This is a genomic window from Pelomonas sp. Root1444, from assembly GCF_001426885.1.
GTDB lineage: Bacteria > Pseudomonadota > Gammaproteobacteria > Burkholderiales > Burkholderiaceae_C > Pelomonas.
The window spans coordinates 1-12,657 of record NZ_LMFP01000027.1 but is presented as its reverse complement, the minus strand read 5'-3'; the positions used below and the strand labels follow the sequence as shown (position 1 = coordinate 12,657).

Sequence of the window (12,657 nt, the reverse complement as noted above, 5' to 3'; positions counted from 1 at the left end):
CATGCTCGATCCGCGCCCGGACCGGTTCACCCGGTCGCACCTGAAGATCCGGCAGCTGGTGCTGCTGGTCGAGCTCGGCAAGCATTCGTCGATCCTGCAAGCGGCCCAAGGCGCGAACCTCACGCAGTCCGCCGCCTCGCGGCTGCTGGCGGATACCGAGCACGCGCTGGGCGTGAAGCTGTTCGAGCGCCAGTCGCGCGGCGTCACCCCGACGTGGTACGGCGAGGTGATGATCCGCCGCGCCGGTGCCGCGCTCGCTGAACTGGACGCCGGCCACCAGGAGGTGATGGAACTGCTGGCCGGCCTGTCCGGCCGGGTGGCCGTCGGGTCCATTCTGACGCCCTCGACCACCCTGCTGCCGGCGGCGGTGGCGGCGTTGCAGGCTCGCCAGCCAGGTGTCGACGTGGACATCACGGTGGACACCAGCAAGCCGCTGATCCAGCAGCTGCGCGGCGGGCACCTCGACTTGATGCTGGGGCGCGTGCTCGACGCAAGCCTCGCCGGCGAGCTGTCGTTCGAACCCCTGACCGGTGAGTCGCACAGCCTCATCGCCCGCGCCGGCCACCCGCTGGCCGCGCGGCATGACCTGAGCCTGGCTGAACTGTCGGCGCAGGCGTGGGTGCTGCCACCGAGCGGCAGCATCCTGCGCGACCGGCTGACGGCGCTCTTCCTCAGCGCGGGTCTGTCACCGCCGCGGCAAGCCGTCCAGACATTGGCATTGCCGGTGGTGACCAGCCTGCTGGTGCAGTCCGACATGGTGGCCGCGCTGCCCGAAGAGTTGGTGCAGCCCTATCTCGACGCCGGGGTGCTGACGGTCCTCGGTTTTGACCTGGGCCTGCGCATGGACGCCTACGGGATCGTGATGCGCCGCGGCCACCGGCGGTCGCCCAGCGCGGAATTGCTCTTGACCTGCCTGCGCGACGAAGCGCGACGCCGTGTCTTCGGCACGGGCGGTATAGCGCCTTCCTGAATTTGCGAGCGGCGCATACGTCGCTCGGGATTACGTCGAAACCCGCAAATCGCCCGCGGGTGGATTGCCATGCGCGTGTCAATCCTGCTGACGTATGTTTTATGCCGAGCAATATGAACTTTGCATACCACAAGCGTTTAACAGAATACAAAACGCAATCGAGCCGCTGCTAGCCTTCAAGACATGGTGATTCCATCGCGACTCGAAGGATTTCCAGGCAGTGCAGTTGTAACCCCCCGTGAGCAATAAGACGAACGTTTGCGCCGCCGTTGCCGGCATGCGCTGCGCGTCGTCCATCATTATGGAGATGACTTATGCGGACTGATATTTTCGTCAAGACTGTGGTGGCTGGCTTGATCGGCCAAATCTGGTTGGCCGCACCGGCCGCAGCGCAGGATGCGGCGGCGCCCAGGCAGGATTTGGAAAAGGTCGTCGTCACGGGTATCCGTGCGTCACTTGAATCCTCCGTCGCGACCAAGCGGATGCAGGACGGCGTCGTCGATGCGGTATCTGCCGAGGACGCTGGTAAATTCCCTGACACCAATATCGCCGAATCCCTGCAGCGCGTCACCGGCGTCCAGATCCAGCGCAACAACGGGGAGGGCCGGTACATTTCCGTCCGCGGCCTGGGGCCAGAGTTCAACAACGTCCTGGTGAATGGCCGGACCATGACCAGCGATACCGGCGGCCGCGAGTTTTCATTCGACCTGCTGTCGTCGGACCTGATTTCCAAGGCGCTGGTTTACAAGACGGCGCAACCGTTCCTGCCGGAAGGCGGCATCGGCTCCACGGTGGATATCCAGACCGCGCGCCCGTTGGCGGGCCGCAAAGGCCATTCGGCGGTCGTCAACCTGTCCGGCTCCTACGACTCGAACTCCAAGAAGAAGACGCCGAATGCGAGTGCGATGTACTCGTTCGCCAACGAGGACCGCACGCTGGGTGTCAGCGGGTCGCTGTCGTACACCGACCGTGCCTCCAAGCAGACCAAGGCCGTCAACGACGCCTGGAACTACAAGGACGTGAACCTCATCAACGGCAACCTCAATTCCACCGGACTGACGATGGCGGACGTGACGGTGAAGAAGCTGTACATCCCGCAGAGCTTCGGCTTCCAGGAAGAAAACGAGCGCCGAAAGCGGCTGGTCGCCGCGGGCACGGTTCAATTCAACCCCACCAAGGCGCTGCAGCTGTCCGTCGACGGGCTGTATTCGCGGCTGGACCAGAAGAACGACGTCATTGCGGTCAGCGACTGGAACAACCCGACCCAACTCGGCGTGCAGTACAACGCCAACGACCAGATCACCAGTTTCCTGCGGCCGGGCTCGACCTTCTTCGCCAACAACCCGGGGATCGCCGGGCCGGGCAAGCTGTTGGGTGAGGCGAATTCCAACGACATGATCGTCAAGGCCGGCGACCGCCTGTCGACCACCAAGGCCTTCGGCGCCAATGCCAAGTGGGCCGTCGCGCCGGAATGGACGCTGGAAGGCGACCTGTCAACCTCCCGCACGACCTCGAAGTCGCCTGACATGTGGATCGTCGCCGGCATGGTGCCCAAGAACGGCGACGTGCTGACCTTCGACGGCACGCCGACGATCAAGTTCGGCGACAGCCTCACCGACCCCGCTGCGGTCCGCGCCCATGCGGTCGCGTATGGCCAGATCCACAACGGCGACGACCTCAAGGAAGGCCGCGTCAATCTGTCGTGGGACCACGAGATCGGGTATTTCAAGGGCCTGCAGGTCGGCCTGGCCAGCTCGCGCCGCGAGGTGGACCGCACGCAGTGGAACAGCGATTCCTGGAATGCGTTCAGCGGCTATCACGTCTCGTTGCCGGCGTCGCTGTTCACGGTCAGCCCGCTGAAGAACATCTTCGGTGTCGAAGGCGCCATGCCGTCGGCGTTCCTGCGGTTCGATCCCTACGCCTACATGGCTTACCTGAACCAGCCGGCATTGATCGCGCAATCGAATGACCCGGCGCTGTACGGCGACAAGACGAAATACCCGAACGGGCCGATGGCGATCGACTACACCAAGCCGTCGATGTGGGGTGTCAAGGAAAAGGTCTCCAGCATCTTCGTGGACAGCAAATGGGAAGGGCAGGGATGGGCCGGCAACGTGGGCGTGCGCTATGTGCATGTGGACTCCACGTCCATCGGCATCAGCCGGGTGCTGCAGTCGGCGGTCAAGAGCCCCAACGACACCACCTACATCCTTACCTACGGCCCGAGCACCGTGAACACGGTCGAGAACAGCTACAAGAACCTGCTGCCGTCGGCCAACTTGAAGCTGGACTTGACCCGCGATCTGATGCTGCGCCTGGCGGCGTCCAAGACGCTGACGCGCCCGACGCTGAACCAGATGGGCGTCAACAACTGGTATGGCGGCCGCTTCGGCGACGTGCAGACCGGCGGCGGCAACCCGTATCTCAAGCCGATGCGCTCGACCAACCTGGACGTGTCGCTCGAGTGGTATCTGTCCAAGACCAACTACCTCAGCGCCGCCGTCTTCCACAAGAAGGTCACCGACTTCCTGGAAACCCGGCTGGTCGACGTCCAGTTGCCGCAGTTCCCCGAGATCGCCCACGACACGCGCGTCCGCAACGGGCAGCAAGGCAAGATCAAGGGACTGGAGCTGGCCGGTCAATATGCCTTCGATGCCAGCGGCAGCCTGCTGCAGGGCTTTGGCGTGGCGGCCAACTACACCTATGTCGACGCCACCGCGACCCGCGAAGGCGGCGCACCGAGCTGCGGCTATCCGGGCCTGTCCAAGCAGTCGTACAACGGCTCCGTGTTCTATGAGAACAGCCGCTTCCAGGCGCGCCTGAGCTACAACTGGAGAAACCATTTCTCGGTCGACTGCGGCGGTGGCAGCACGCTGCCACGCACGCGTGCGGCCTATGGGCAGGCCGATGCCAGCGTGCGCTACAACGTCACGCCCTCGGTGTCGCTGTATGCCGATGCGATCAACCTGAACAACGAGCGCATGCACGAATACGCGCTCGACGAGTCCAGGTTCCTGACCCTGGAGGACGTGGGCCGCCGTTTCAACATTGGCGTGCGGGTCGCATTCTAGGCGGGGCCGATGCACATTGCTGACAATGTGCATTATGTAAAATCACAAGCCACTGAACGTAAGCCAGTGCTGTAGCTTGACCACCCTGAACTGGGACTACAGAAAAAACGAACCTAGAAGAACCCGGCCTAAGTCCTTGATTCCTTGTGAGGGCCCCACCGGCTGCGGAAGCTGAAACGGACGCAATCCCGAATCGGGTGGCGCCGAACGACACAGTCCATCTTTGGGTGGCGCTTGCGAGCGCAAGCCGTTTTGGGGTGGAACGGGCTCCGGAGCCCTACGCTGAAAATTCGACGGGGGCGCCTTAACGTCGAGCCGAACCGGCCGCCGATGAAGAGCGCACAAAACACCCCGGCAGTTTGCGCGCTGCGGATGCGCTATCCGCTCCAACAAACAGCTGGTACGGTGTATCCGCCGCTAGCGATGGTGTGGCCTGCCGGCTGAACCTTGCAGCCAACCTTTTACTGAAAGCCAGACGTCACGCTTTTACGGCGTAACGCGCGACACACCCCGTTACAAACCGGCGTCGTGACATCGCACGCAGCTCTCGGCGGCGATAGCGACAGATGCTTTGATGGCGCGCACAGAGACCGTGGAAAGCACGCCGACCGCGTCTTGCGTCTGGAACGCCAGCACGTCCGCCGCGTTCTTCGCATCGGGCTCGTCCCAACGCGTGCGCCATCGACCGACCATCGCAACGCGCCCGAACACCTGCAGCGCTTGGTGAAGCGCGGAACGCGTCAATGCTCGGGCGTAAGCGGCCCTGGCCCGAGGCGGCAGCTTGTAGAGCGGCCTCATGTCCACCGGCCGCACCTTCGGATGCAGCACCTGCCAATCGCCCATCGGCGTCGCAGTGATACCCAGGCTGGCGAATGCCACCAGCGCGGCCGATGCGACAGGGCACTTGAACTCAATGACGCTGTATGGCGCCGGGTAGGGATTAGGCTCCTCGCGGGCGCATTGGGCATGGTCTCGAAGCACCGTGTCCCAAAGAGTCAGTGCTTCTTCGAGCGCCGGCAGCATGTGCCAATAAGTCAGAAGGTCGCGACTCCCCTCCTCCGCTGGAGCGCCCTCCTCGACTCGGTAGCACTTCCAACCGTCGCCCTGCTGGGTCAACTGATAAGTGAACCAGCTGTCCGCCGGCAGCAGGTCTGGAGGTATGCCGGCGTGGCCCGGTGCGGCTTGGAATTGCTTCAGGGCGTCCGCCGGCGCATCGACTAAGTGCTTGCCGCAGCCATCGCAAGTCCAGGCTGATGTGCCGAGCGGGTCCACGGGTCTCCAGCAATGTGGGCAACAGGTCCTCAGAGCGCATCCATGCCAAGGACACCTGCTGAGACCCGCCAGTTGGAAAACGGGAGCGTGATACCAGCTCTCCGCGCAAGTCGGGCACCAAGCCAGACTCAGCCGAATCCGGCTGCGGTCGACGGGCTGCTGCACGTCGAGACCCGTGAACAGACTCTCGGGGCTCCGCCTCCCAAACAGTTCTGCTGCCTGGCGCGCATTCGACCGGGAGGGCGCGAAGGCAAGAAGGCGGTGTGTGCGGTCGGCATCAACCAGCTCGCGAAGAACCTCGTTAAGCGGCATGGTGCTGACGTGGGACAGCTTGTTGGCCAGCGCCCATAGAGATGCGCCAGGCGCGTCCCACTTGGGTGACCAGAAACGGTCAAGCACCTGTGGCCCTGCCCTTGCTGGCCTTGTTCCTCGCGGTTTGCTCGCGCCAGAGAACCTCCTTCAGGGCAGCCTCAGCCGCGGCCTCAGGGTCGCCGACAACCAGCCGGGTCTTGTAGTAGCCGCTGCGCTCAGCAGCGGCCTGCCAGGTCACGTGGTTCAGTCGTTCGACCTTCCCGCCCTGCAAAGCCAACAGTGATGCCTTGCAGGCGCTGACCAAGAACTTCGTGCCGATTTCCAGCTCGGCGGTATTCAGCCCGAGGCGTTTCGCGAGCGTCTCGAAGGCAGACCACATCGGACCCGCCTCATGCTCAAGCCGCCAGCCTGCGCGCCACAGTTGAGGCGCGTAATGCTGGGTGTACGTGACTGCCGAGCCGGCCGGCCAGGTCGCAGTGTCGTAGTGACGCAGAAAGAACGACAGGTCTTCGCGCCGATTGCCTCGAAACCGGAAGTCGTTGGTCAGGAACCGGTCGATGTACTCGTGCATCGAGTCGACTTGCAGCTGATGCATGCGCAGCGGCATGTCGGGCTGCGCAATCAGCAGAAAGAATGGCTGATAGCCCTCCGGGAGCAGTTGTTCGTGCAGCTGCTTGAGGTAGCCGAACATGGGCGGCGTCAGCTTCTGCGCATCGTCTACGCAGATGACCACGTGCCGCGTGTCCAGCCGGTCGCAGGCCACCTTGATGGCCGTCAGGAAGGCTTTGTAGTTGCTCTCAAAGTGAATTCGGGCATCCTCCACGGTGCGGATAAGGAAGGTCCGCCAGAAGGCCGCCTCAAGTTCTCTACCAGCCCTCTTCCGCGGGTCGACAGTCAAGGCCATCGCATTGAAGAACGCGGAGGACCGGTTCGACGCCATCTTCGCCTTGATGTGCTCCATCGCCGTGGTCTTTCCGTTGCGCTGCACGCCGGTAACGACGAGACTGGTCATCAGGTCGGAGATGCACTGGAGTAGCTCCTCGACGAACTCCGTCAGAGGCACGGTCTTCGCGATGAAGCCACGCTCGAGCTCGATGGGATGGATGTCCTTCATGAGCCCCTCTATTTCCGCAGGCCGAAGGGGTCGTCCACGCCGCCGAGCGCATCCCTAGAGACAGTTGCCACTTCGGTGGGCGACACCGGCTCTTCAGCCATCGGCGGGCCGATATCGTCCTCAGGTTCAACGCTGAGTGAATAGGCAAGCGCGTCTTCGACCTCAGTCTGAGAAACATCGACGGCCGTGACCTGCCCACGTTGAAAGCGCTCGGCAAACGCGTTGATGCCGGCCATCATTCGGGCCGCCGCTGCATCGTCTGTAGCTGCTGCCGCAAGCCCGCGCATTGCGCCAATGGCAACCTTTGCCGAGCTGGCCATCCACTCCGCCTTGCGAACGGCGCCAAGGCGGGAGATGTACCTCCTATAAAGGTAGTTGTGCGGCATCTCGGACCAGCGGCCAGCGATGGTCACAAGGAAGCGGCGGCCAGGCAGCGCCTTCGTTACTAGCCAAGCACTTCGAGCATCCTCATTGAAGAAGAGCGTGCACCCCTTGTCGGTCGCAAAACGCAGCTCCTTGCACTCGTTGAGCTCACGACTGGTGTACCGCGCATAGTCGGCATAAACGCCCAGAACCCCGTGCCGGTCACCTACCGCGCGATATTCCGTTAGCTTCGCTTCCATTCTTGGAAGCAGCAGATGCAGCTGACTGGCAGACAGCTCGCCGATGGGGCTATGGAACACCCGCCCCTGCTTGGCCAGTTCCTGCAGGCGTTCGAGCGGCGTAGAGCCGTCAAGGCAATGCAACGGCGTGATGTTGTGAGTCCGGCCGATTACGTCGAGCGACTCGTAGGCCAACGGCATGTAGATGCGCAGGCTTTGCGCGATTCCTTCCGGGTCTCGTCGCTCGGGGCTATCGGGACGACTGCCTGTCGAACTGGGCAGCATGTGGTCAAAGCGCGTGATGGTGTTGAACCACCCCTCGATATTTGGTCGGGCCGTGGAGTCGCCGACGCGCTCAGCTGCCACTTCGCAATGCATGACTGCCATCGCGTCAGCAACCATCCGCGCACTCAGGTGGGTGCGGTGACCGTCCCATGCCAGCGTTTGATAGCTGTTGCGCTCGAACCCAGGTATCTCGCCTGGATACCTTGCAGTATCAGCAAGCTGATACTGAGGGTCATCAAACATCAGCTTCGTCGGCCGGGGCGGCGGACTCAGCGTGTTCAGGATGAGGCGCGAGACGTCGTTGCGGTCATAGCGGTCGCCCATCGCCACATGCGTGCCGAGAACCGCGTGGCAGGCACACTCAATCGCCGCCAGCGCCCACACGCGCGACGCCGGCAGCGTTATGTACTCGCCGTTCGCGCGCGGCCAGACGGCCGAGAACATGGCATCCCTGTAGTGCTCGTCAATCTCCACCCGCTCGTAGGCCATCTTCATTGGGATGTTGAGCGACCGGATGCCGATGCGGCGGTAGTCCTTGCCCAGGATGTCGCCAACCTCGTCACCCAACTCATTCACGGCCGCTTGAGACGGGTTGTCGAACTTCTTCTGGTGATACCAGCGGCGGATTGCTTCGTAGCCCTTCTTCTTGCAGCCCGCTGAGAAGGGCCATTCACCCGCGTCGGCGAGGCCGGCGTCCTGGCACAGCGCATAGAAGCACTCGACAATGACGCCGACATTGAGGGGCCGGAAACTGAGGACCATCCTTCTGTAGACGCCTCGTCTTGACCAGGCGAATCATGGTCGCCTCGATTTTTGGGTGCGCTGCGAAGAGCCGTCCCAGTTCCCTCGCCCTCGCCATCGTGCGGTCTATCTGGGCCTGCCCTTCAACTGGAGCTTCGAGTGGCACGCGGTCGTTTGGAAGGTGCTGGCCAGGCACGCAGCCAAGGAACCCGCAGATGCCGCCGGTGACTGGGTCCTTGCGCAAGCAGCGATGCACGAGCTTGGCGATGCGCCCCTGTCGCAGGACGACGTCGTACTGCGTCTTCAGCTTGTCGAGGATGACCTGCTCGGGCACCAGCTTGACCCACAGCGTCACCGCGAACTTGAAGACAAGGTAGCCGTCTTGGTGTTCTTCGGGGATTGAATCCAAAGGGAGCGCCGGCCACGTGTCAATGTCCGGCGCGCCGTCCAGCAGCGCCTTACGCGCATTGAGCGCAGAAGACTTGAGGACGGCGCTCTTGGTCATTGGTGACCGCCGTCGACGGTGAAGTTGGGGTGGCAGAGCAACAGGCGTGTCACAGGCACGCGCACCCTTCCCTGCTTCCAGAGCCGCAAGGCGGCAACTCGCGCCTGCATGACATTGCACCGCAGCTCGTCGGCCAATTGCTGGAATGTCATCGCCCGCTGCGCCGTCTTGAGCCGCACGCCCGATTCCACCGTGGCGGTGTCGACGCCGTGTGCGCTGTAGAGCCAGCGATGCGCCGTGATGGTGTTCTTCCGTTCGACGATGGCTTCTTCGAAGAAGGAGGTGGTGAACACGTGGTAGCCGACGCCCTCCAGCGCCGCATGCTCGCGCTTGATGTCGAACTGCCGAGAAGGCCGCGTGCCGCGGTCATCCAAGACATCCCAGTAGCCGCGCTGCTCCTGCCGGTCGTAGACCGTCATGGGCACGGTCGTGGTCAACGTCTTCTTTGTCTTGCTCGGCTTGGTTGGCTCATACGAATAGACGGGCCCGCCCATCTCGTAGGTCGAAACGTTAGGGTGGGTGTCAGCACGTGCAACAAGCCAGGTCTTCAACGTCGAGTCCAGCGTGAGGGTGCGGCCGAGCTCGATGCTGAAAATGAAGTGAATGCTGTAGTGCTCGCGCTTTGTGGCTTGAGCCATCGCGAGGGTCCTTTCGGCGTGATAAATAAAGCTTGCCCCCGCGCCCAAAACGGCGGTGCAACAAACGGTCTTCGACCCGCCGTTCCTCGACCTTCCGAATCCGAATAAATAGAAATCGGAGCTGGCGAAACGACGTCGTTTTCAGCCGCTAAAAGTCAGGTGCGCAGCGGCCGGAACGTCCGCGCATAGCGGCGGAACTGCCCGATGACGATGCCGATGAATCGCATCTGCTCTCGCGGCCGGATGTCCGGATAGTCAGGGTTACGGGCCTGCAGGTACAGCGTCCCATCGGGGCCCTGCGCCAGCTGCTTGACCGTCATCTCGTCGCCGTCGACCATGGCCACAACGATGTCGCCGACGTTGGGATACAGCTCTCGACGGACGACCACGACGTCACCCGGCAGCAGGCCGACGTCACGCATCGACTCGCCTTTGATGGTCAGCAGCACAGTCTGCGCCGGCGTGTCGACGAGGTACTCGTCGATGACCATGCCCTCCGGCTGAATGTCGCCAGCTTCCGCTGGCAAGCCGGCCTGCACCCGTCCGAGCAGCTGGCGCTCGAAGAAGCGCTGACCAGGCTGCAGCCGGCCCGTGGGCCCTGCCTTCAAGAAGTTGGCCGCCTTGAGCTTGCCCACCCCATCTGCCACGGTGGACACGGACAGGCCGACGACCTGGGCCACGGCGCCGAACGATGGCATCGCCCGATGCGAGGTCCAGTAGTCCTGCAGTGCGGCCAGGACGCGTTGTGGATTTGTTGCTTGCATTACTGGATGGACATACAGTGTTTGTGGGCCGAATATTTATTCGGTTCACCTGCACTGTCAAGCCCTGCCCCCTTAGCCAAAGGTAGCCCCCATGACGACGCCTCGAGAACGCACCAGAGCCCTCTTGTGGACCCGAGATTTCCTGCGTGAGCTGGCGCACGGCGACGCTGCGCAGTTGCCTACGAAGGAGCTGAGAGCGCAGGCGCTGGCGCTGCTACGGCACTTCCCGCTTCGGGGAGACATCGAGCTGGCGCACTTGATTGCACCCGACTGGTTCGGGTCGACGTCCTTGGACGACAACTCTGGCGGTGACTCCCAAAACAGGAGTTCAACGTCCCGGAAGAGGACCTAGCGGTAGGACCTGAACTGCGCGACCAGGCGGCCAACCATGGACCAGCCTTTGGTCGGCTGCTCGCTCACAAGAAGCCGCCCCCTCTGCTTCTGCACGACGAGCCCGTGCGCGTCGTCTTCGAAGGGGATAACGACGAGTGAATCGCCTTCGAGGATGCCAGCGTCGACCATCGAGTCGTCGGTAACGCGCACGACCGTCGGCTTTACGCCCGCCGGCAGCAACGCAAGCATCTCATCCGGCACCAGGGCCTTGGGCGCTTGGAACTTCGGGCCCGGCAGCAGCCGGCCGCTGGGGCTCTTGGCCAGGAAACCCGCTGCGACCAAGGGCTCCGTGAGCTCGAACGCCGAGGACGGAGCTGAGTACCCCATCTCTTTGGCGAAAGCTGCGATTGACGGCATGCCGCCCGTGCGGGCGTAGACCTGGGAGAGCAGCTTTCTGGCTTGAAGCAGGCGTTCGTTGGAGACCGGCATCGAGTGAGGATAGCGTCTGCTTGGGTCCCCGATGCGTGAACGCGGCGGCATGCTCTATACGGCGCTCCTCTGCGCTACCCTTACTACGCAATGTCTGACCACGACGCCCCCAACCCCTCCCAATCCTCAGCGGTTGCCCAGTCAACTGAAGAGCAACCCGTCGCGGACGAAGAGGCATTCGCTGCGAAGTTGTGGGAAGAAGTGGAGTCCTCCTCGCCGTTGACATGCCCCATCTCGTACAGCGGACCCGGCGATGCCGATACGGTCAACAAGGCCATCGCGCTGCTCAAGGTTTACACCGTCCTGCTGCGCCGAAGGCATCCCTGGCTGACGTTCGACAGCCTGGAGTCAATCGTCTTCCACTCTGACTACGCGTTGGCCCTTAAAGAAATCGGCGAACGCACCGGACGGCCTTGCGAGGCGACCTCGGAGGCGAGCGGCGTGGGCATTGCCATGGTCGTAAACCTGGAGGACAAGTGCATCGCAGTGCTAGATGCAGGAGTCGCTCTGGGCATCGCTGACAGCAGCGACCAGGCCAAGCACGACCTCTGCGTTGACACTGCGCTTCACGAGCTGTGCCACGTCTATGACTACGGCCGCAAGCGCCGGTTGCTCAGCCATGAGTTTCTCAAGCGCCGCGTCGCACCCATCGAGATGCACGTCTTCACTGCGGCAGATGCGACTTGGTCGGAGTACTTCGCCAACAAGTATTCCAACTCGTCATGTTCGAGCCCAGACATGCATCCAAAGTACCTGGCTGAGGTGGTGCCCGATGTCGTCAGCGACGTCAAAGAAGCAATACGCGCCTATCGGACCCACAGGCAGCTGGACGTGCTGCTATCGTTGTGCCAACAGAAGGTGCGTTTTCTCTTCCAGTGCTTCGGCTATGCCGCCGGAAGGTTGGCGGCCAATGAAGCAGCTCTCGAGGAGGTCGCGCCAGAGAGCGTTTCAGCGCTTCAAGCAGCTGGGCTGTGGCAGCGCTGGCTTGATGCCTTTGCGGAGCTTAGGCGGCTTGACGGCTGCAGAGAAACCTGGGCCTCCTTCGATGAGCTGAAGCCCTTGATGCGCATAGCCGATGACGTCTTCCGGGACTTGGGCCTCAACTATCGTGAGGACGCCGGTGTTGTGCACGTCGACGTTCCGAAAACGCCTGACACCATGCCGTCAAATCCGCTCGCCCAGTTATTCGGTCAGATGCTCGCGAGGCCGACCAGCAAATAGCGAGTTCTCAGCCGCCTAGCGGCTCCCGCGTGCCATCCTCGGCTGACGGTCCAGCGTGCTGGTCAACGGCCTCTTCGATAGTCTGGGACAGCGCCATGCCGAGCAGCGCGTCGTTGATGACTTCAAACCGCAGCTGCCAGCGGGTTAGGTGAGCCAAACTCGGGCCGGGCGCGTCTTCAATATCGCCGTCGCTGGAAGGTGCTTTTGCGACTGAAGACTCCGGAGGCACTTCGAAGAACGGACGGGCCGACAGCAGTTCCTCGAGCTCGAGTGTCCATGAACCGCCCCGGATTTCGCAGAGGCTCCAACTCTAGAGAATGGAGCCATGAGAAAGTCCCCG

At 62.7% G+C, this 12,657-nt stretch carries 11 protein-coding genes; 4 read left to right on the top strand and 7 right to left on the bottom strand.

Going from position 1 to position 12,657, the window contains the following annotated elements:
* The first annotated feature begins 1 nt into the window (after position 1).
* Both ASD35_RS17030 and ASD35_RS17025 read left to right on the top strand, forming a co-directional pair.
* On the top strand, positions 2 to 970 hold the full coding sequence (locus tag ASD35_RS17030; protein ID WP_056876161.1) for a LysR family transcriptional regulator: 969 nt from the start codon (positions 2 to 4) through the stop codon (positions 968 to 970).
* Between the two features lie 314 nt (positions 971 to 1,284).
* Entirely contained in the window at positions 1,285 to 4,041 is a 2,757-nt protein-coding gene (locus ASD35_RS17025) for a TonB-dependent receptor (protein ID WP_056876160.1), read from the top strand.
* 513 nt (positions 4,042 to 4,554) lie between these two features.
* On the opposite strand, the gene ASD35_RS17020 is transcribed toward ASD35_RS17025, so the two are convergent.
* The 6 genes from ASD35_RS17020 to ASD35_RS16995 all read right to left on the bottom strand — a co-directional run bounded on the left by ASD35_RS17020 (position 4,555) and on the right by ASD35_RS16995 (position 10,274).
* Complete coding sequence (locus ASD35_RS17020; RefSeq protein ID WP_056876159.1) at positions 4,555 to 5,313, bottom strand: hypothetical protein; 759 nt, start codon at positions 5,311 to 5,313, stop codon at positions 4,555 to 4,557.
* A gap of 391 nt (positions 5,314 to 5,704) precedes the next feature.
* Entirely contained in the window at positions 5,705 to 6,739 is a 1,035-nt protein-coding gene (locus tag ASD35_RS17015) for an AAA family ATPase (protein ID WP_056876158.1), read from the bottom strand.
* An 8-nt stretch (positions 6,740 to 6,747) separates the two neighbouring features.
* A complete protein-coding gene (locus tag ASD35_RS17010; protein ID WP_056876157.1) occupies positions 6,748 to 8,388 on the bottom strand; it encodes a hypothetical protein in 1,641 nt (546 codons plus the stop codon).
* Positions 8,297 to 8,872 (bottom strand): hypothetical protein, encoded by a 576-nt coding sequence (locus ASD35_RS27325; protein WP_157275625.1) that lies wholly within the window; start codon positions 8,870 to 8,872, stop codon positions 8,297 to 8,299. The genes ASD35_RS17010 and ASD35_RS27325 overlap by 92 nt, the downstream gene beginning before the upstream one ends.
* The gene (locus tag ASD35_RS17000; protein ID WP_056876155.1) at positions 8,869 to 9,510 is read right to left on the bottom strand and encodes a hypothetical protein; all 642 of its coding nucleotides are present in this window, start codon (positions 9,508 to 9,510) and stop codon (positions 8,869 to 8,871) included. The genes ASD35_RS27325 and ASD35_RS17000 overlap by 4 nt, the downstream gene beginning before the upstream one ends.
* A 155-nt stretch (positions 9,511 to 9,665) precedes the next feature.
* Positions 9,666 to 10,274 (bottom strand): LexA family transcriptional regulator, encoded by a 609-nt coding sequence (locus tag ASD35_RS16995; RefSeq protein ID WP_082580238.1) that lies wholly within the window; start codon positions 10,272 to 10,274, stop codon positions 9,666 to 9,668.
* A gap of 91 nt (positions 10,275 to 10,365) precedes the next feature.
* On the opposite strand from ASD35_RS16995, the gene ASD35_RS28600 reads away from it, so the two are divergent.
* Positions 10,366 to 10,626, top strand: a complete 261-nt coding sequence (locus ASD35_RS28600) for a BPSL0761 family protein (protein WP_369819223.1) — start codon at positions 10,366 to 10,368, stop codon at positions 10,624 to 10,626.
* On the opposite strand, the gene ASD35_RS16985 is transcribed toward ASD35_RS28600, so the two are convergent.
* The gene (locus ASD35_RS16985; protein ID WP_056876152.1) at positions 10,623 to 11,096 is read right to left on the bottom strand and encodes a LexA family transcriptional regulator; all 474 of its coding nucleotides are present in this window, start codon (positions 11,094 to 11,096) and stop codon (positions 10,623 to 10,625) included. The two genes, ASD35_RS28600 and ASD35_RS16985, sit on opposite strands and share 4 nt — an antisense overlap.
* A 90-nt stretch (positions 11,097 to 11,186) precedes the next feature.
* On the opposite strand from ASD35_RS16985, the gene ASD35_RS16980 reads away from it, so the two are divergent.
* Positions 11,187 to 12,317, top strand: a complete 1,131-nt coding sequence (locus ASD35_RS16980; protein WP_056876151.1) for a hypothetical protein — start codon at positions 11,187 to 11,189, stop codon at positions 12,315 to 12,317.
* Positions 12,318 to 12,657 lie beyond the last annotated feature (340 nt).

Bases quoted from the DNA above. Each gene is read 5' to 3' on its own strand.
- ASD35_RS17030 (WP_056876161.1), top strand. From the start codon at position 2: ATGCTCGATCCGCGCCCGGACCGGTTCACCCGGTCGCACCTGAAGATC.
- ASD35_RS17025 (WP_056876160.1), top strand. From the start codon at position 1,285: ATGCGGACTGATATTTTCGTCAAGACTGTGGTGGCTGGCTTGATCGGC.
- ASD35_RS17015 (WP_056876158.1), bottom strand. From the start codon at position 6,739: ATGAAGGACATCCATCCCATCGAGCTCGAGCGTGGCTTCATCGCGAAG.
- ASD35_RS17010 (WP_056876157.1), bottom strand. From the start codon at position 8,388: ATGGTCCTCAGTTTCCGGCCCCTCAATGTCGGCGTCATTGTCGAGTGC.
- ASD35_RS27325 (WP_157275625.1), bottom strand. From the start codon at position 8,872: ATGACCAAGAGCGCCGTCCTCAAGTCTTCTGCGCTCAATGCGCGTAAG.
- ASD35_RS17000 (WP_056876155.1), bottom strand. From the start codon at position 9,510: ATGGCTCAAGCCACAAAGCGCGAGCACTACAGCATTCACTTCATTTTC.
- ASD35_RS16995 (WP_082580238.1), bottom strand. From the start codon at position 10,274: ATGCAAGCAACAAATCCACAACGCGTCCTGGCCGCACTGCAGGACTAC.
- ASD35_RS28600 (WP_369819223.1), top strand. From the start codon at position 10,366: ATGACGACGCCTCGAGAACGCACCAGAGCCCTCTTGTGGACCCGAGAT.
- ASD35_RS16985 (WP_056876152.1), bottom strand. From the start codon at position 11,096: ATGCCGGTCTCCAACGAACGCCTGCTTCAAGCCAGAAAGCTGCTCTCC.
- ASD35_RS16980 (WP_056876151.1), top strand. From the start codon at position 11,187: ATGTCTGACCACGACGCCCCCAACCCCTCCCAATCCTCAGCGGTTGCC.